The organism is Methylobacterium sp. CM6241, assembly GCF_054817845.1.
This window is the reverse complement of the sequence record NZ_CM139246.1, coordinates 3,968,028-3,987,603: the sequence shown is the minus strand read 5'-3', so window position 1 is coordinate 3,987,603 and position 19,576 is coordinate 3,968,028. Positions and strand designations below refer to the sequence as shown.

Genomic DNA, 19,576 nt, shown 5'->3' with positions numbered 1-19,576 from the left:
GGCGGCTCCGCTTGCCTCCGCACCCTGAGGGTCGCCCAACCACCCCCACCTCCAACTCCTCCCCACAAGGGGGAGGAGGGCTCGTCAGCGCAGCACGCGAAATGTGTGAATGCCGTAGCCCGGCCGGGAGAGGGGAGAAGAGCGTGCCGCATGGTTGCGGGAACCGCCTATAACCCCTTCAAGCCACGGCGTGCTGTGTGACTCCGCGCCGTCCTGACCAGCGTTCCAGCACCTCGGGGATGCTCCCGGCACCCTCGGGGCGACCGATATAGTAGCCCTGGCCCTCGTCGCAGCCTTCCTGGCGCAGGCGCTCGAACTGGATCTCGTTCTCGATCCCCTCGCCGGTGGTGCGCATGTGCAGGCTCAATCCGAGGCCGATGACGGCGCGGACGATGAAGGCGGATTCGTCGGCCGCGGTGATGTCGCGGACGAAGGACTGGTCGATCTTGATCTTGTCGAAGGGGAAGCTGCGCAAGTAGCTGAGCGACGAGTAGCCCGTGCCGAAATCGTCCATGGCGATCCGGACGCCGAGGCGTCGCAGGGCGTGCAGGGTGGCGAGGGTGGCGGCATTGTCCTTGAGCAGGACCGATTCCGTGATCTCGAGCTCCAGGCGCGCAGCGGGGAGGCGGCTGAGGCTCAGCGCCTCCTTGACGGAATGGATGATGATGCCGTCCCGGAACTGGGCCACGGAGACGTTGACCGCGACCCGGATGCCGTCGGGCCAGCGCATGGCCTCGGTGCAGGCGGTGCGCAAGGCCCAGGCCCCGAGTTGCACGATGAGGCCGATCTCCTCGGCGACCGTGATGAAATCCCCCGGGGGAACGAGGCCCCGCTCCGCATGATGCCAGCGCATCAGCGCTTCGAACCCGCCGACGCGGCGGCCGCGAAAATCGTAGATCGGCTGGTAGAACATCTCGAACGCGCCCTGGGCCACGGCCTCGCGCAGGTCGAGTTCGAGGGCGCGGCGGGCCTGGAGCCGGATGTCCATCTCCACCTCGAAGAAGCGCCAGGTGCCGCGCCCATCGGCCTTGGCGCGGTAGAGGGCGACGTCGGCGTTCTTGAGGAGCTTGTCGCAGCTGGTGCCGTCGCCGGGCGCGAGGCAGATGCCGATGCTGACCCCGACCGCGACCTGCTGGCCGTCGAGCTCGTAGGGATTGCTCACCACGTCCACGATCCGCCGCGCCAGGATGGTGGCTTCCTCTGGGTAGGTCACACCCGCGAGGATGATGGCGAATTCGTCGCCGCCGAGCCGGGCGACGGTATCGACCTCGCGCAGGCAGGCGCTCAACCGGTTGCCCACCGCCTTGAGGAGTTCGTCCCCGACCGGGTGCCCGAGGGTGTCGTTGACCTCCTTGAACCGGTCCAGGTCGAGGCAGAGCACGGCGAACATGCCGCCGCGCCCGAGATGGGCCAGGGCCTCCTCGATCCGCTCGCCGAACATGGCGCGGTTGGGCAGGCCGGTGAGGACGTCGTGGCGGGCCATGTAGGCGATGCGGGCATCGGCCTGGCGCCGCTCGGTCACGTCCTCGTAGGTGGAGACCATGCCGCCCCCGGCCACGGGCTTGTGGGTGACGGCGAGGACGCGTCCGTTGCCCATCTGGCGGAAGCCCGAACCGGCGGCCGAGATCTGCCGTCCCTCGATCTCGAAGACCGTGCCCTCCTCGGCCGAGGCCAGGTAGAGCGACGCCACGTCCTCGTAGGGCGTGCCGAGCGGCAGGTCTTCCGGCGCGAGGTCGAACAGCTCGCAATAGCGCCGGTTGACGACGGTGAGGTGCCCCTCGGCGTCGAACAGGCACAGGCCCTGCGACATGTTGTCGAGGGCGGTGTCGAGGCGCAGGTTGGTCGATTGGAGATGCGCCTCCTGGACCTTCAACAGGGTGATGTCGCTGCAGACCGCGATGAAGCCGCCGGTGCGGGTACGGCTGCGGCTGATCCGGAGCCAGCGCCCGTCGAGAAGCTGCGTCTCGCGCGGCGCCGCCCAATCGTCGTCGTCGGAGAGGAGGGTGCGGGCGAGCGCGTTGCCGTCGCGGGCGACCTCGGCGAGCGAGGTGTCCCGCGGCAGCGGCTCGTGACCGAATCCGAGGAAATCCTCCGCCTGCCCGTTGATGAGCGCGATCCGCCCGGATTGATCGACCACCACGATGCCTTCGAGGGAGGTCTCGAGGGCGTCGGCGAGATGCGCCTCCGCCGAGATGCGCTGCGCGACCTCCTGCTCCATCGCCCGGCGGATGTTGTCGCGCATGACGCCCATGGAGGCGAGGAGGGCGCCGAGTTCGTCCGCGCTGCCGGACGGGATCGTCACGCTGAGGTCGCCGGCCGCGATCCGCGACGCGACCATGGACGCATCCGCCACCGGCCGCATGATGCGCCGCGCCAGCAGGAAGGCGACGAAGGCCGACATGGAGAGGGCGAGCAGCGTGCCGAACAGGTTGATCTGCGTCTCGCGGGCGACGATGGCGCGGGCCTGCTGCCGGTAGATGAAACCGTCGCCGGCGGTGTGGTTGATGAAGAGGTCGAGATGCTCTTCGGCGGCGGCCGCATGCCGGTCGACGACGTCCCAATCGGCCTCCCTGGTCTCGCGGCCGGCGAGGACGGATCGGGCGGCGTCCCAATCCTTCACCGAGCGCTCCACGGCTTGCGCCGCCTGGGTCGCGCGGCTCGACTGGGCCCGCTCGACCGCCACGGCGAGATCCTCGGCGAACACGCGGCGGAGGGTCTCGAGCCGGCCTTCGAGCTGCGTCTTCACGGCGGCGTCGGCGCTCATCCGACGACGGGATTCCAGGGAGCGCATATTGGCGAAATCGGCGGCGGCGGCCCGCGCGTAATTGATCGACATGAGGGACTGGTCGAAGGTCCGGCTCACGAGTTCGTCGGCCCGGCGGATCCCCGAGGCCGCCGAGAGGCCGAGAATGCCCGTAATGGCGGTCATGATGAGAAACGCGATCAGAATTCGACCGCGGATAGTGCCGGCAAAAGAGACAGCCGTGGCGACCGGCCTCGGCCAGATCCTCTCGCCCGACTTGGCGGATTTCCCACCGTGAATAGAATTCATTAAGTGTGTCTCATCCGGCCCATCGTAAATTGTTCGCCTGTAATAGTTAAGCTGGGCTTGAAACCTTCATACAGCTTTGCCAATTAACAGCATATTTACTTGCCCTGGTGAAAATGCGAAAGGGCAAAAAATCATACCTATAGGTTGCATGAGACGCATCACTTCATTCAGCGCTGCCTTCGCCCTGGTCGCGACCGGCGTCGCCGCCTTTGCCCTCCATGCCTCGGCGGCCGGACAGGTCTACCGCATCTCGCAGAAGGGGCGGGCGTTCCAGCCGAGTGCGCTGGTCATCAAGAAAGGCGAGACCGTTCAGATCGTCAACGACGACGGCGACCTCCTGCATCACGCCTATATCGACTCCCCGACATTCCGCTACGATTCCGGCGATCAGGAGCCCGGCGGGAAGGCCGAGATCGTCTTCCCCGTGAGCGGGACCTTCGCCGTCCTGTGCGGCATCCACCCCAAGATGAAACTGGCGGTCCGCGTCGACGGCAACTGACCGCGACGCGTCCCGGATGCCGGCCCGGGCTACAGCGCCCCGGCCGCCGACAGCGCGGCATGGGCGCCGTAATAGAGCCCGATGAAACTCGCGAGGGCGGCCCCGTATCCGAAGGGCATCGTCGCAAGCTGGCGGACCCGCAGCGGAACCCTGGCGTCGTCGGCCGCGATGGCCACCATCGCCACGATGATCGGGGAATGGCCGATCGCGTCGACCTTGCCGAATTCGAAGATCGCCGAGACGAAGGCCGCCGCAAGCACGATCGCCGCGACGCGGCGCACCAGGGGCGTGCAGAGCAGTCCGAAGGCGAGGGCGAATTCCACCGCACCGGCGGCCTTCATGAAGAAGGCCCCGTCGAAGCCCATGGTCAGTTCCGGGCGATCGATGAAGAGCGGGTAAGACCATTGCGGATAGGCCCATTTCTCCACCGAGGCCCACATCAGCGTCACCGCCGCCGAGTAGCGGACGATGTCGAGGGGCCGGATTCCGAACAGCTCCCGCCGGAGCCCGGTCAGGGCGAGATAGGCGGCGACGCCGAGGAAGACGGGATAATCCGCGAGGTGGAAGACGCCGTAATTCGCAACCGCGATCCCGAACAGGACGACGATGCCGAGCGCCGAGAGCGGCATCGTCTGCCGCCACAGGAACCCCGCCGCGATGGCGAGCTGGAACCAGGGCAGGGCGGTGCTGGTGGTGGTGAGCTCGGGCGTGAGGATGATGCCGCCGAGCGACCAGAGCGACACGAAGAAGCCACCGCAGACCGCCCGGAACATCAGTTCGGTGTTCACCCGCGCCCAGGCCGTGACCCGGTCGAGGGACCGCATCATCGCCTCGCCGAGGATCGTCCGCTCAAGCAACGCGCCGACGAACAGGGCCAGGAGCGAGACGACGACGAGTTGCTCGAAACTATCGCACAGTACCTCGCCGAGCCCGACGGGCGCGCCAGCGACGTCGAATGCACAGAACCATTTGACATGGGCACTGGCCCCAGTGGCGCTCGTGACGAGGACCAGAAGGGCAGCAGACATTGCACTTGGGCCGGGCAACCGACAACGCGCACTCATGTGGTGAAGCCTTAGCGAAATCTGGAGCGCCGACATTCGGCGGCCTTGAAGTCGTTCTACTTAGATTTTATCGATCGTGGAAGGATTTCGTTAATGATTTTTAAGCATCGTTAACGATCTCCCAGACCGGCTACCCTACCGTGGCCCAGACGATCCGCATCCCCGAGCGGTTGTGAAGCGGGGAGGCCAGCCGTGGGCTGCGCCGGTATCGCAAACACACGTGACCAGGCACGAATCAATGGCCACGTCACCCCCGAGCAACAGCGTAGGCGCTCGTCGAGATTGTCGACGGGATATTTCGGCAAAAGCTGGTCTTCATCGAGGGGCGGCGCCTAAGCCCTCTCTCCGTATCAAGCAGAAAGGCTCTCGCGTGATTACAACACTCAGCCTGTCGACCCTGATCGCAGGCGGCAGCTTCGCTTATGCTTCGACGCGCGTAGCGGCGCGGGCCGCGACCTACGAGACCTGGGGCGGATCCCTGATGATCGTAGGCCTGTCGCTCGCCGGCGTCGGGTTGACGCTGTTCCGCTAGAACCTGGGCGGAATGGGACGATAACCTGTCGGCCGAGCCCGCCGCGATTTCCGCGGCGGCCCTCGCGACTGCGAAGCTGGCGTCGAAGTCTTAGTTCGACGCGGCCTTCTGCTTGGGTTCCGTGGCGGTCAGCGTGGCCAGGAAAGCCAGGAGATCGGCCTTCTCGGATTCCGAGAGGTTGAGCGGCCGGATCTTGGGGGAACGGCTCGGGCGTTCGATGCCGCCGCGATCGTAGAGATCGATGACCTCGCGCAGGGTCGCCACCGAACCGTCATGCATGTAGGGCCCGCGCTGCGCGACGTCGCGCAGGGTCGGGGTCTTGAAGGCGTATTGCAGGCCCTTCGATTTCGGGAACAGACGTCCCCGGCCGATATCGTCGTCCCGGCCGACGCCGATATCGTGGAACGATCCGTCGGTGAACGCCCAGCCGGAATGGCATTCGTGGCACCCGGCCTTGCCGTTGAAGAGTGCGAAGCCCGACTTTGCGGGGGCTTCCACCGCCGAAGCATCGCCGTCGCGCCAGCGGTCGAACGGCGCGCTTCCCGACACGATGGTGCGCTGGAATGCGGCCAGCGCCCGCTCGATCCCGCCGCGCGTGACCTGACGATCCTCGAACGTCGCGGCGAAGGCCGAGACGTAATCCGGATCGGCCCGCAGGCGGGCGATCAGCTCCTCTTCCGAGAGGTTCATCAGATTCGGGCCGGTAATCGGCGTGAAGGCGACGGATTCGAGGTCCGGAAACTTGCCGTCCCAGCCGAGCGGCGCGAGCCAACCGACATTGAGCAGGGTCGGCGTGCGCAGCTTCAGTTCGATCCCGGGCTCGCCGATCGCCCGCATCCGCCCGTCGCCCCAATGGCGCGACGGCTCGTGGCAGGTGGCGCAGGAGATGGTGCGGGATTGCGAAAGGACCGGATCGAAGAACAGCGTCCGGCCGAGCTCGATCTGGGCCGGCGTATCGGGACCGCCCTCGGGCACCGGCAGTTCGGACGGGCGTGCAAAGGCGCCGCGCCACGCTGCCGCGTCGTCGCTGCTGCTGTGAGTGGCGAACAGGCTCGCGCCGATCACCGCCGCCACCGAAACCGTCACGGCCACCTTGCTGAAAGCCAAGCCTGCCTTTCGAGTCATCCTGCTCTCCGACTGACCAGTCTAGGCGGTTCCGTTTAAGATTGTGTTGCCAATGCAGAATGAGACCGTGCCCGCGTCCTCACGCCGCGGCGTCGCTCCGGCGGTCGGGGGCGGGCGCGAGGAGAAGGACGACGGCGCCGGCGATCATGCACGTCACGGAGCCGAGCAGCACGCCGATCTTGGTTTCGGTCTCCAGACCGGGATTGTCCGCGAAGGCGAGGAGGCCGATGAACAGGCTCATGGTGAAGCCGACGCCGCAGAGCAGCGACAGGCCGTAGATCTGCCACCAGCCGGCATGGGCCGGGCGCTGGGCGAGGCCGAGTTTCACGGCGGCGAAGACCGCGCCGAACACGCCGATCTGCTTGCCGACGAGGAGGCCGAGGGCCACGCCGAGGGTCACCGGATCGGACAGCATCGCCGGCGACATGCCGCTGAACGAGACGCCCGCATTGGCGAAGCCGAAGACGGGAAGGACGAGATAGGCCGACCAGGGATGGATCGCATGTTCCAGCTTGTGGAGCGGCGAGGCCGGGTCGTCGGGTCTGGCGGGGCTCAGGCGCAGCGGAATGGTCAGAGCGAGGAGCACGCCCGCGATGGTGGCGTGGATGCCCGATTTCAGCACGAGGAACCACAGGACCGCGCCGAGGACGAGGTAGGGCGAGAGGCGGCTCACGCCCGCGCGGTTCAACCCGAACAGGATCGCGACGACGACGCCCGCACCGGCCAGGCTCGGGAGCGACAGGTTGGCGGTGTAGAAGGCGGCGATGATCAGCACCGCGCCGAGATCGTCGATGATGGCCAGCGCCGTGAGGAACACCTTCAGCGAGACCGGGACACGCGATCCGAGCAGGGCGAGGACGCCGAGCGCGAAGGCGATGTCGGTGGCGGTGGGGATCGCCCAACCCCGCAGGGTCTCGGGCGAGGAGCGGTTGACCAGGACGTAGATCAGCGCCGGCGCGACCATCCCGCCCAGAGCCGCGATGCCAGGCAAGACCCGGTCCGGCCAGGTGCGAAGCCGCCCGTCCAGCACCTCGCGCTTGATCTCCAGCCCGACGAGCAGGAAGAACACGGCCATCAGGCCGTCATTGACCCAGTGCAGGACGGAGAGGCCGCCTACATACGCGCCGAGCAGGGCGAAGTAGCTCGACGCGAGGGGGGAATTGGCGACGATCAGGGCGAGCACGGCGCTCGCCATCAGGATCAATCCGCCGCTGGCCTCGCTCCGGAGGGCGTTGCGCAGGGCGGAGAAGGGTCGGCGGGCAGGCGCGGTTTCCAGCATGGAGTACGCCTGCCAGTGGTCGAGCCCGACGGCAAGCCGTCAGAGCATCGGAACGGGCATGCGTTCCCGTCCCGACCGGCAACTCGCGCGGAACGCAAAGTCGCCGATCAGAGGTCGATCGACATCGACAGCAGGTAGGTGCGCGGCGCCCCCTGGAAGAACGTGCCGAACGACGCCACGCCGGTCCAGTAATTCGTCCCCGTCACGTTCACCACATTGGCGCGGAACGTCGTCCGGCGCCCGTCCAACAGGGTCGCGTAGCGAAGTCCGAGATCGAGACGGGCCCAATCCGGCAGGGCCTGGGCGTTCGCCGTATCGACGAATTGCCGCCCCGTATAGATGACAGCGCCGTTCAGGGTCAGGCCTGGGACCCAGGGCAGATCCCACTCCGCTCCGAGATTGAGTTGCACATCGGGTACGCCGATCGGCCGATTGCCCACATTGGCGGCCAGCGCGGATCGCGTGCGCACGCCGTCGAGCAAGGTGAGGCCGCCGAGGACACGCAGCTCCGGTGCGATCTCGCCATAGACGTTGAACTCCAGGCCGCTCACGGTCTGTTCGCCGGTTTGGGCATAGCGGCTGTCCGGGCTCAGTTCGCCGATGGGCCGCGTGATCTGGAAGGCGCTGAAGGAGGTGCCGATCCGGCCGAAATCCACCTTCACGCCGGCCTCGACCTGTTGCGCGACGTAGGGCGCCAACACCTCCCCGAAGTTGCTCGCGGTGGCCGGAGCGATGTCGCCACGGCTCAGACCCTCGATATAGTTGCCGTAGAGGGAGATGTTCTCCCAGGGCCGTACGACGAGACCGACGAGGGGACTGGTCGCGCTCTGGTCGTAGGACGAGGCCAGGGTGCCCACGTTCGAGACGTAGTTGCGGGCCTCGATACGCTGCTGACGCACGCCCACCGTGAGGAGAATGCGCTCATCGAGGACGGACATCGTGTCCGCCACCGAAACCCCCGTCAGCGTACTGTCGGACAGGCGCGGCCGAGACGACGAGATGACCGGAGCGATGTAGGGGGCGAGGACGGGATTGTAGATGTTCGACAGATAGCTGCCGCGCACGGCGGAAAGATCCCGTCCCGTATCCTCGGTGTAGACCGAGGTCTGTACCGCGAAGGCGTGGCGGATGAATCCGGTCTCGAACTTGGTCCGGATGCCCGCGTCGTAGGTAAGCCGGTCGACGCCGAGATTGTAGTATTGCGGGGCCGTCGTGGTGTCGCCGAGGACGTTGGTGATGGTCGGTGCGGACGCGAAGTAACGCTCGACACCCGTTTGCGAACCGCCGATGTCGCCGAAGAGGGTGATCTGGTCGCTCAGGTCGTACTCCATGCGCAGCAGACCGCCGCGATCGTCCACCTTCGAGTACTCCCAGGGTTGGCTCACGTTCATACGACCGTCGGCGGCCCTCGGTACGGGCACGCCGGCCCTGAGAAGGAAAGGACGCAGGGGTGCGGTGAAGCGATCGTTCTGCGCCAGGAGGTAGAGCCACGCACGGAATCGGTCCCCCTGGTAATCGAGGGCGAGCGACGCGACCCCCGTCGTCTCGGATTGGCGGTCGATGGGCGTGTCGCCGCCCCGCAGGCTGCCGACGAACCGCGCTCCCCATTCCCGGTTCGCGCCGTAGCGCCGCGCCATGTCCAGTTGGCCGCCGCCGCGTGCGATCGAACCGTAATCGAGGGTGACACGCGTCAGATCCTCGCCCGCACGCTTGGGCACCACGTTGATGACGCCCCCGATTCCCCCATTCGGAGCGATCCCCGAGAGTGCCGCCGAGGGACCCTTCAGGACTTCGATGCGCTCGGCATAGTCGGTGAGGACACGCAGACTCGGCGCAACGCCGTAGATCCCGTCGAAGGCGATCTCGCCGCTGGTCCCCTCGTTGATGGGAAAGCCGCGGATGGAGAAAGAGTCGAAGGGCGCGCCCGTCGTCTGCGTGGCCCGGACGGAGGGATCGAGGATGAGTGCCTCGGACACGGTGCTCGCCTGCTGGTCCCGGATGAAGCGGTCCGTGTAGCTCGTGACGTTGAACGGCGTTTTCGCCGTGTCGACATTGCCGAGCAAACCGATCCGTCCCCCCCGTGCCACCTGGCCCCCGGCATAGGGGGCGGACAAGCGTGAGGCGGCCGACATCGAATCCGCGGCGCTCGCGCGCTGCGCCTCCACCGAAAGCTCATCGAGGAGGACACCTCCCGGCGGCGCCGTCGGCGCTTCGAGCTGGACGAAGCGCGGATTGACGAGCGTGATGGTCGACGTGCTGGCCGAGCGATACGTCAATCCGGTGTTCTCCAGCAGCTTGGCCAAGGCCTCGAGGGGCAGGAGATCGCCGGCGACGCCCGCCGTGAAAAGATTTTCGGTCAGTGACGTCCTGTAGGCCAGCTTGAGCTGCACCTGTTTGGATAGGGCCGCGAGTGCCGGCTCGAGCGGGCCGGCCTCGATGGAGACCCTGACGCGGATCGTGGTCTGTTCGGCGGAATGCTCGGCCATCCGTGTCGAGCCCGGGACGAGGTCGAACCGGGGCAGGGTTTGGAAGAGCCGGCGCGCGGTGGAGGGCTGCTGAGCGGGCGCGGCCTGATTCATCGCGATGAGCGAGACGCCGATCCACGCTCCCCGCGCGAGCCAGCGCGCGCCGACATCTCGACCCTGCATCACCATCATCGGCCCCATCCGTCCAAAACCGGGGCGGTGCGCTTCGCGCTTCTTCGTCCCTGCGGAGATAGACCGTCGACCGGCGCATCTCCTGACGTCCGCCCCGAACTTTTTTTTCGCGCGGCGGACAAGGGCGGCTAACGCACCAGGATCACGAACGGCGTCAGGCGGGTGACGCGGATCCCCATCGCGGTAACCAGCACGTCGAGCGCCTCGTCGGTATCGCGCGGATCGAGCGTGCCGCTGAAGCGCCGCTCGCCGACGGAGGAATCCATCAGCAAGATCCGGCCGCGCCGATAGCGCTCGAGTTCGGCGATGACCTGCCGGAGACTTTGGCCGGAGAACGAGAGCTTACCGTCTCGCCACGACATCGCCTCTGCGACATTTCCCTGCCGCGCGACGGGGCGGTCGCCCGCGTCCCGGAACGCGACCTCACCCGGATGGAGCAGCGTGTGACCGACGGCCGTCGAGACATCGACACGCCCCTCGGCAACGCCGACGGGATCGGCGGCTCCATCGACCCGCACGTAGAAGCGGGTTCCGACGGCGCGGGCGCTGACACCGTTCCCGCGCACGACGAAGGGACGCCGCGGATCGGGCACGACATCGAACACCGCTTCGCCTCGGAGAAGATCGACGGCGCGCTCCTCGGCCGTGAAACGCAACGCGACCGCCGTGTCGGTGTTGAGGTCGATCCGGCTCCCGTCGACCAGGGTGCGGGTTTCGATCTCGCCCACACCCGTCCACGCATCGGCCCGCAGGCGATCGATCAGACCAAGCTGAGCCCCCGCGATTCCGGCGAAGGCGATCGCCACGACGGCGCTCAGCCCCACGGCCCGCCTGGACTTACGCTCGCGCGGATCAGGCACTTGGCCCATGGTCCGACGCCACGTCTCCATCTCCGCATAGGCTTCGGCATGGGCCGGATCGGCCCTGCGCCAGACTTCGAAGGCCTTTCGATCTGCACTGCTCGCATCGGCCGAGGTAAGCCGTACGACCCAGAAGGCGGCGGCCTCATAGACGGGATCGTCCTCCCCTCCGGGCGATGCATCCGGTGAGATGCGCTCGTTCATGCCGCTCTATCGATGTGCCGAGGGGGGATAGGCCGATCCGGTCCTTCATAGCGGACGTGCCGGATCGCAAGCTCCCGATATACGGGGTCGTAGCATCGCAACACTATAAGAAGTCGGCACAGCGACGGCGTGTATGAAGCAGCGCCTTCATGAGGTGCTTCTCGACCATGTTGCGGCTGATGCCGAGCCGCGCTGCGATCTCTCCGTTCGCAAGCCCGTCGAAGGCACTGAGCAGAAAGACCTCCCGGCACCGTGGCGGCAGCTCGTCGATGGCGGCCGCGACCAAGCGGAGCTGCTGGCGCGCGACGACCTGCTCCTCCGTGCGGATCGTCTCGTCGACGCCGCTCGCGAGGTGTACGTCCGTCACCTGCCGGAACAGATCGGCCTCGAACCGGCGACGCTTCCCCAAGCTGTTGGCGACGTTGCGGGCCACGAAAAACAGGAAGATCGGCGGGTGCTCGATCTCGGTCCTGTTGAGCGCCTTGATGAGGCGGAGATAGGTTTCCTGCATCGCATCGGCGGCGTCGGCGGGATTGTCGAGCAGCCGAAGCAGAAAGCGTTGAAGCTTCAGGCCCTCGCTACGATGCAGCGCATCGACTGAAACCGTTGGCATGATACCAGTACCACCCACTTTGGATCATGGCAGCATCGCTTGATGACCGTGCCTCCGAGCAAAGAAGCGAGCCGCTCATTATGCAAGCCGGGTGGTACTTTGTATGTTTTCTAAATAACTCGTCTTTCGAGTGAGCAAACCTTTGTCTTTTCGGGACAAATGTTCTCCCGAACGACATTTCTAAACTACATCTCGTTTCCGGATGGGCATCAATTCGTCGTGGTGTTGCAGCGCCACAACAAGACGGATCGAGGTTCGTGGCTGCGGCATGGCCGTTCGGTTGCCCCTCGCATGGCCCGTCAGTCCGCCGCTCTCCCCTTCTCCACCTCCGTCTGGCGCGCCTTCTGGTGCAGCAGGTTGAGGATCAGCGCCGTCCAGCCGGTCTGGTGCGAGGCACCGAGGCCGCGGCCGGTATCGCCGTCGAAGAACTCGTGGAACAGAAGGGCCTCCTCGGCGCCGGGCGCGGAGGCGATCGGCGGGCGATCGCCGAAGGCCGGGCGCTTTCCGTCCTCGCCCTTGGCGAAGAGGGAGATCAGGCGGTCGGTGAGGGCGTCCGCGATGGCGTTGAGGGTGACGAAGACACCCGATCCCGTCGGATATTCCACCACGAAATCGTCGCCGTAATAGGAATGGAACCGCCGCAGCGCCTCGACGACGAGGTAGTTGATCGGCATCCAGACCGGGCCGCGCCAGTTCGAATTGCCGCCGAACATGTTCGATGTGGAATCCGCCGGGTCGTAGCGCACCGTGAACGCGTCGCCGAACCCGTTGAGGGAATAGGGCCGCTCCAGATGCGCCTTCGACAGGGAGCGCACGCCGTGGGTCGAGAGGAACTCGGCCTCGTCGAGCATGCGCCGCAGCAGCGCCTTCATCCGGTGGCCGCGCAGGAGCGACAGCAGCTTGCGGTCGCCGACACCGCCCTCGTCCCAGCGCGAGACGAGGCAGGCGAGGTGGGGGCGGTTCTCGAGGAGCCAGTTCAGGCGCCGGGCGAAATCCGGCAGCCGCTGCAGCACCGAGGGTTCGATCACCTCGACGGCGAAGAGCGGCACCAGCCCCACCACGGAGCGGACCCGCAACGGCAGCATCCCGCCGCCGGGAATGTCGACCTCGTCGTAGTAGAACTCGTCCTCCTCGTCCCACAGGCCGAAGCCCTCGCCGCCCATGTCGGTCATCGCCTCGGCGATGAGGAGGAAATGCTCGAAGAACTTCGAGGCGGTGCTTTCGTAGACGTCGTTGTGGAGCGCGAGTTCGAGGGCGATGCGCATCATGTTGAGCGAATACATCGCCATCCAGGCGGTGCCGTCGGCCTGGTGGATGCGGCCGAAGCCGGGCGGCGGCCGCGACCGGTCGAACACCCCGACATTGTCGAGGCCGAGGAAGCCGCCCTGGAAGACGTTGCGGCCGTCCGCATCCTTGCGGTTCACCCACCAGGTGAAGTTGATCAGGAGCTTGTGGAAGACGCCCTCCAGAAAGGCGAGGTCGCCGCGCCCGCCGCGGCGGTCACGGTCGATCTCGAACACCCGGTAGGTGGCCCAGGCATGGACCGGCGGGTTGGCGTCGCCGAACTCCCATTCATAGGCCGGAAGCTGGCCATTGGGGTGCATGTACCATTCGCGGGTGAGGAGCAGGAGCTGCTTCTTGGCGAAATCCGGGTCGAGCAGCGCCAGCGGCAGGCAGTGGAAGGCGAGGTCCCAGGCCGCGAACCAGGGATATTCCCACTTGTCCGGCATCGAGAGCACGTCGGATCCGGCGAAATGACGCCAGTGGATGTTGCGCCCGCCATCGCGCTCGTGGGGAGGGGCGGGCTGGAGCGGATCGCCCTTCAGCCAGAGCCGCACATCGAAGCAATAGAACTGCTTGGACCAGATCAGCCCGGCGGCGGCCTGCCGGAAGATCGCGCGGGAATCCGCATCGGCGATCCCGTCCTGCAACGCATCGTAGAACGCATCCGCCTCGGCGACGCGGCGCAGCAGGATGGCGCCCTCGTGGTCGACCGGACGGGGCCGCGACCCCGCCGACAGCCTCAGGGTGACCCGCCGGGTTTCGCCGGGCGCGAGGCGGAAGGCGTAGTGCAGGCCGAGCTTGGTCCCCCCATCCCTCCGCACGGCGGATTCGTCGCCCCCGACGATGGCCGCGTGGAGCCCATCCTTGAACGGGCCGGCGGCATCGGGCTGCCAGCCATGCAGGCGCAGGTTGGTGTCGTTCTCGCAGAACAGCACCTCGGGCTCGCCGTCGAAGGAGAGGCGGTATCGGCCGAGGCGCGGATGCTCGCAGGCGATGCCGCCATCGGGCTGGACCGCCATGCGCGGGCGCGATTCGGCCGGTCCCTCGCGCCACGACCAGATGTTGCGGAACCAGAGCTGGGGCACGACGCGCAGGTCGGCGGCGTCCGGACCGCGGTTGGTCACGGTAATGACGGCGTGGATGTCGTCGATATCTTCCTTGGCATATTCGACGGTCACGTCGAAGAACCGGTCCCCGTCGAAGATTCCGGTCGCCTCGATCTCGTATTCCGGCTGATCACGGCCACGGCGCAGCCCCTCGCGGACGAGGTCCTCATACGGGAAGGCGGCCTGCGGATAACGGTAGAGGAACTTCAGGTAGGCGTGGCTCGGGGTCGCGTCGAGGTAGTGATAGACCTCCTTGACGTCCTCTCCGTGATTGCCCTCCTCGTTGGTCAGGCCGAAGAGCCGTTCCTTCAGGATGTGGTCGCGGCCGTTCCACAGGGCGAGGGACAGGCACATCTGCGCACGCTCGTCACAGATCCCCGCCAGCCCGTCCTCGCCCCAGCGATAGGCGCGCGAGCGTGCCTCCTCATGCGGCAGCGAGCGCCAGGCATTGCCGTCGCGGCTGTAATCCTCCCGCACCGTCCCCCATTGGCGCTCGGCGAGATACGGGCCCCACAGGGACCATGCGCGCTCGCCCCGCGCCTGCTCGGCGATGCGGCGGCGTTCGGCCCAGCCGTCGAGCTCGCTCACGCCGATTCCCCTCGTGCCGGACCGGGCCCGCGGGCCTCGCCGAACGGACACGACCGGCGCGCGACCGGCGACGGCTGGCGAAGGCGGGGGATCATGCGGCAACACATGGATAGCGGCTTATGGGCGGTCATCGGTCCCGATGGGCTTTGGCTCAGTGGGAGCCGAGATGCACCATTAGCGCCAAGCGCGGATAAGTCTCCGAGGAACATTCCGTCAGGGGCGGTCCTCGCCCCCCGCCGGAGAATGGGTCACGCAGGCGTCACGGAATGGTGCGCGTGGTCCGCCGCGAAAACCGGCGGCGATGGGCGGAGCACTCTGCTAGCCTGCGCCACCGCCACGACAGCCTGATTCCGGTGCCATGACCAGACCACGCACGAACACGGCCCGCACGCTCGGGCTCATCGCATGCCTCGCCCTGGCGCCCGCTCACGCGCTGGCACAATCGGCGACGAATCTCGAGGCCCTGCGCGGGCTGGCGCCGGTGAGCGCCCTGCCGGCGACGGCGGAGGGCAAGGCCGCGCTGGCGGCGAACCTCACGGTCACCGGCGACATCCAGATGGGGCGGCACCCGCAGCCCCTGCTGCTGCCCTTCGCCGAGCAACAGCGCCTCGCCCTGCGCGATTGCTTCATCACCGACGGCAACGCCGCGCAGCTCGCCGACGGCCTCGGCACCGCACTGGGAGATGCCTACCAGGCCAAGGCGCGCTACGAGGACTTCAAGACCTTCACCAGTGTTTCGGGCAGCCTCGCCCGCCTGATCGGCTACACCAACAACATCACCAAGTCGGATTCGAATGCGGGGAAGTACTTCTTCGCCAACGCGACGACGAATGGCGAGGCCCCCGTCTCCGAACCCGCCCGCGCCATCCTCACCAAGGTCGGCGGCACGACGGATGTCTTCGGCAAAGCCTATGGCCGTCCCGCCGGGACGCCGGGTGCCGACGCCTTCGGCAATTCGCGCCCGTTCCAGACCGAGCCGAGCCTTCTCGCCTATCGCGGCGAGGATTATTTCGGCGCCGCCTCCCACAGCATGGACTGGCTGCGCGGGCCGAAACAGAACCTGACGGACAGCCCGTCCTATCCGAGCGGCCACACCACCTACGGCTACACGGAATCGCTGCTCCTCGCCCTGCTGGTGCCCGAGCGCTACCAGCAGATGATCGCGCGCGGGGCCGAGTACGGCAACAACCGCATCGTGGTCGGCGCCCATTACGCCATGGACGTGCTCGGGGGCAGGGCGGTCGCGCTCCATGCCGTCGCCCATCTGCTGGCCAACGACCCCGCCTATGTGGGTCAGACCCGCGCGAACCCGGCCATCGACAACGAGATGAGCCGCGCCACCGACGGCGCGGTGACGATCTCCGACTATCCCGAGGCCCTGAAAGCGGCGCGCGCGGAACTCCAGGCCTTCCTTCGCGAGCGCTGCGGCGACACGGTGACCGCCTGCGCCGCCGCCGACCGGAGCCGCTTCAAGGATGCCGCCGCCAACGGGGCCTTCTACGCCTCCACCCAGACCTACGGGCTGCCGGTGGTGCATCAGTCCCGGTCGGGCCAGGCGGTGGATGTCGCGCGGGTCGCGCCGGAGGCCGGACACCTCCTCACGGCCGCCTTTCCGGCCGTGACCCTGGACGAGGCCAACGCCATCCTCACCGCCACCCTCGGCCCGGCCGGCGGCTTCCTCGACGACGGCTCGGTCTTCGGCCTGTATTCCCGCCTCGACCTCTATGCGGCAGGCGGCAAGGCGGCGGCCCTCGCGGCGAGCCGGCGCGCCACCGCGCCGTAGCGCCTGCGGGACGAGCAGTTCTAGACCGCCGCCATCCCGCGGGCGTTCAGGCTTTCTTAGCCATGCCGCGGGAGAATGCCGCGTCGCCAACCCGTCGCGAGGACATCGTTCGTGCTCGACCTCATCCTCTACATCAGCGCCTCGGTCTGTGCCGTCGGATGCCTGGGACTCTGGGCGCTGCGCGAGCCGCCGGTCTCCTATCCGCGGGTGGAATGGGACGAGGACGCACGCGGCTGAATACCGCCGCCGTCCCCGCGCTCGCGCCACGGGGCAGGGCGATCGAGGGATGCGCGACAGTCTCCCCAACCTGAGTTAGGGAGCCGACCTCGCGTTCGCCCGTTGGGGTCCTCGAAGCCCGAGTGAATGCGGCGGCCGGATGGGAACGGGCAGTATGGAGGACGACATCGATCGGCTGCGGCGGCGCGAGGCCGAACTCGAGGCCGAGATCGCGCGGCTGAAAGCGGAGATCGCGTCCGGCATCCATTCCCCGGACAGCGGCCAGAAAACCTCGGCGGCGGGGCCGGAACTGCTGTTCACGGCGGCGGAGAAGACCCGCATGCCGCAGATCATCACCGACCCGAACCAGCCCGACAATCCCATCGTCTTCGCCAACCGCGCCTTCCAGGACCTGTGCGGCTATTCGGCCGAGGAACTCGTCGGGCACAATTGCCGGTTCCTGCAGGGGCCGGGAACCGACCCGGCCGACGTGGCGCGCCTGCGCGACGCCATCGCGGCGCGACGCGACGTGGTGGTCGAGATCATCAACTATCACCGCGACGGAACGCCGTTCCGCAACGAGCTCTATGTCAGCCCCGTCTTCGACCGGAACGGGCGCCTGCGCTACTTCTTCGGCAGCCAGCTCGACGTCACCCGCTTTCGCACCGAGGAGGGCAAGCTCGCCGAGAGCGAGTCCCGCTACCGGACGCTGTTCGACGCCATCGATGCCGGGTTCTGCATCGTCGAAATGCGGTTCGACGCCACGGGCCGCGCCGTCGATTACCGCTTCATCGAGGTCAATCCCGCCTTCGAACGGCAGGCCGGCCTCGGCGACGTCGAGGGCCGCTGGGTCAGCGAAGTCATTCCCGGCATCGAACCCCGCTGGCTCGAAACCTATGGCGAGGTCGCGCTGAGCGGCAATCCCGTGCGGTTCGAGAGCGGGGCGGTGACGCTGGGCCGCTGGTTCGACGTGCACGCCCTGCGCATCGGGGAGCCGGTCCAGCGGCGCGTCGCCATCCTGTTCAACGACATCACCGACCGGCGCGAGGCCGAGACCGTGCTGAGGACGACGGCGCGCGAGCGGACCACGGAGCGCGACCTCGTCTGGCGCGCGAGCCGCGACCTCCTGGTGATCTGCGGCTTCGATGGAATCTACCGGTCGGTCAATCCGGCCTGGAGCGAGATGCTGGGCTGGCCCGCCGATTCCCTGGTCGGCGCGCGGTTCGACGCTTTCGTGCATCCCGACGACCGCAAGGCGGCCGAGCAGGCCATGGACCGGTTGCGGAGCGGCGCCATCCTCGACAACCTCGACATCCGGCAGCTGGCGGCGGATGGCAGCGAGCGTTGGGTCTCCTGGAACGCGATCCCGCAGGGTGACCATTTCTACGCCGCCGGCCGCGACGTGACCGAGCGCAAGGCCCTGGAGGAGCAGCTCCGCCAATCGCAGAAGCTCGAAGCCGTGGGCCAGCTCACCGGCGGTGTCGCCCACGACTTCAACAACCTGTTGACCGTGATCCGGTCCTCCACCGACCTCCTGCGCCGGCCCGACCTGCCGGAGGAGCGCCGGCGGCGCTATGTCGACGCCATCTCGGATACGGTGACGCGCGCGGCCAAGCTCACCGGCCAGCTCCTGGCCTTCGCCCGTCGGCAATCCCTGACTCCCGAGGTCTTCGACGTCGCCAAGGGCGTGGCCTCCGTGGCCGACATGGTCGGCACCCTCACGGGCGCGCGCATCCAGGTCGTGACCCAGATCGAGACCGGCCGGGACGATGCGGGACAGCCGCTGGCCTGCCTCATCGACGCCGATCCGAGCCAGTTCGACACGGCGCTCGTCAACATGGTCGTCAACGCCCGTGACGCCATGGACGGCGAGGGCCGGCTGACCATCCGGGTCCGCCGCGCCACGACCATTCCGGCCGTGCGGGCGCATCCCCGCATCCGGGGCGATTTCGTCGCCGTCTCCGTCGCCGATACCGGCTCGGGCATCGCGCCCGAGATGCTGGACCGGATCTTCGAGCCGTTCTTCACCACCAAGGGCGTGGGGCAGGGCACCGGCCTCGGCCTGTCTCAGGTCTTCGGTTTCGCCAAGCAATCGGGCGGCGAGGTCGTGGTGGAAAGCCGCCTCGGCCAGGGCACGACCTTCACCCTCTATCTCCCGCGCGCGGCGGGCGAGGCCGTGGCGGTCGAGCCGGTGCGCGAGCCGCCGCCCCTGGCCGAGCGGCACGGCACCCGCGTGCTCGTGGTGGAGGACAACGCGGAGGTCGGTGCCTTCGCGACCCAGGCCCTGCAGGAACTCGGCTACGTCACGCATTGGGTGACGGATGCGCAGCGGGCCCTCGACGCCCTGGCGCGCGACTCCGCCGGTTTCGAGGTGGTGTTCTCCGACGTGGTCATGCCGGGCATGAACGGCATCGATCTCGGCCACGCGATCCGCCGCAAATGGCCCGATCTGCCGATCGTCCTCACCTCGGGCTACAGCCACGTCCTCGCCGAGGAGGGCAGCCATGGGTTCGAGCTCCTGCGCAAACCCTATTCGGTGGCCGACCTGTCGCGCATCCTGCGGCTCGCCGTCTCGCGCTGAGGCCGGGGACGGACGGGCGCGACCGGCCGACGCGGAAACATTCGCTGCAACGCAACGTTCCTTTCTCATCACAGCCGGCGCGCGGCCGACATGGCGCTCTGCCGGGCCTTTTGCCGTCGCGTAGCCTGCCGGC

At 67.5% G+C, this 19,576-nt stretch carries 13 protein-coding genes; 5 read left to right on the top strand and 8 right to left on the bottom strand.

The window, feature by feature from the left end; all coding sequences use genetic code 11:
* Positions 1-178: 178 nt before the first annotated feature.
* Positions 179-3,052 (bottom strand): EAL domain-containing protein, encoded by a 2,874-nt coding sequence (locus ACYQR9_RS18680; RefSeq protein WP_461227661.1) that lies wholly within the window; start codon positions 3,050-3,052, stop codon positions 179-181.
* Between the two features lie 148 nt (positions 3,053-3,200).
* Between ACYQR9_RS18680 and ACYQR9_RS18675 the strand changes: the two genes are divergently transcribed.
* A complete protein-coding gene (locus ACYQR9_RS18675; RefSeq protein WP_056425364.1) occupies positions 3,201-3,551 on the top strand; it encodes a cupredoxin domain-containing protein in 351 nt (116 codons plus the stop codon).
* Between the two features lie 29 nt (positions 3,552-3,580).
* Here ACYQR9_RS18675 and ACYQR9_RS18670 read toward each other — a convergent pair whose 3' ends face one another.
* Complete coding sequence (locus ACYQR9_RS18670) at positions 3,581-4,579, bottom strand: hypothetical protein (protein ID WP_461227660.1); 999 nt, start codon at positions 4,577-4,579, stop codon at positions 3,581-3,583.
* 406 nt (positions 4,580-4,985) lie between these two features.
* On the opposite strand from ACYQR9_RS18670, the gene ACYQR9_RS18665 reads away from it, so the two are divergent.
* Positions 4,986-5,147: a hypothetical protein gene (locus ACYQR9_RS18665; RefSeq protein WP_200919063.1), complete on the top strand. Its 162-nt coding sequence runs from the start codon at positions 4,986-4,988 to the stop codon at positions 5,145-5,147.
* Positions 5,148-5,237: 90 nt separating this feature from the next.
* Here ACYQR9_RS18665 and ACYQR9_RS18660 read toward each other — a convergent pair whose 3' ends face one another.
* The 6 genes from ACYQR9_RS18660 to ACYQR9_RS18635 form a co-directional block, all read right to left on the bottom strand.
* The gene (locus ACYQR9_RS18660) at positions 5,238-6,272 is read right to left on the bottom strand and encodes a cytochrome-c peroxidase (protein ID WP_461227659.1); all 1,035 of its coding nucleotides are present in this window, start codon (positions 6,270-6,272) and stop codon (positions 5,238-5,240) included.
* 79 nt (positions 6,273-6,351) lie between these two features.
* Positions 6,352-7,551, bottom strand: coding sequence for a Na+/H+ antiporter NhaA (gene nhaA, locus ACYQR9_RS18655; RefSeq protein ID WP_207411888.1), 1,200 nt, complete (start codon positions 7,549-7,551; stop codon positions 6,352-6,354).
* A gap of 107 nt (positions 7,552-7,658) precedes the next feature.
* Complete coding sequence (locus ACYQR9_RS18650; RefSeq protein WP_461227658.1) at positions 7,659-10,208, bottom strand: TonB-dependent siderophore receptor; 2,550 nt, start codon at positions 10,206-10,208, stop codon at positions 7,659-7,661.
* 128 nt (positions 10,209-10,336) lie between these two features.
* Positions 10,337-11,272 carry a FecR family protein gene (locus ACYQR9_RS18645; RefSeq protein ID WP_461227657.1) on the bottom strand — a complete coding sequence of 312 codons (936 nt, stop codon included), beginning with the start codon at positions 11,270-11,272 and terminating at the stop codon, positions 10,337-10,339.
* A gap of 103 nt (positions 11,273-11,375) precedes the next feature.
* Positions 11,376-11,783, bottom strand: coding sequence for an RNA polymerase sigma factor (locus tag ACYQR9_RS18640; protein WP_461229840.1), 408 nt, complete (start codon positions 11,781-11,783; stop codon positions 11,376-11,378).
* A 401-nt stretch (positions 11,784-12,184) separates the two neighbouring features.
* Positions 12,185-14,863, bottom strand: a complete 2,679-nt coding sequence (locus ACYQR9_RS18635; protein ID WP_056425382.1) for an MGH1-like glycoside hydrolase domain-containing protein — start codon at positions 14,861-14,863, stop codon at positions 12,185-12,187.
* A gap of 358 nt (positions 14,864-15,221) precedes the next feature.
* On the opposite strand from ACYQR9_RS18635, the gene ACYQR9_RS18630 reads away from it, so the two are divergent.
* The 3 genes from ACYQR9_RS18630 (at position 15,222) to ACYQR9_RS18620 (ending at position 19,443) form a co-directional block, all read left to right on the top strand.
* On the top strand, positions 15,222-16,646 hold the full coding sequence (locus tag ACYQR9_RS18630; RefSeq protein WP_461227656.1) for a phosphatase PAP2 family protein: 1,425 nt from the start codon (positions 15,222-15,224) through the stop codon (positions 16,644-16,646).
* Positions 16,647-16,757: 111 nt separating this feature from the next.
* Positions 16,758-16,883, top strand: a complete 126-nt coding sequence (locus ACYQR9_RS18625; protein ID WP_280136546.1) for a hypothetical protein — start codon at positions 16,758-16,760, stop codon at positions 16,881-16,883.
* Positions 16,884-17,037: 154 nt separating this feature from the next.
* Positions 17,038-19,443, top strand: a complete 2,406-nt coding sequence (locus tag ACYQR9_RS18620) for a PAS domain S-box protein (protein ID WP_461227655.1) — start codon at positions 17,038-17,040, stop codon at positions 19,441-19,443.
* Positions 19,444-19,576 lie beyond the last annotated feature (133 nt).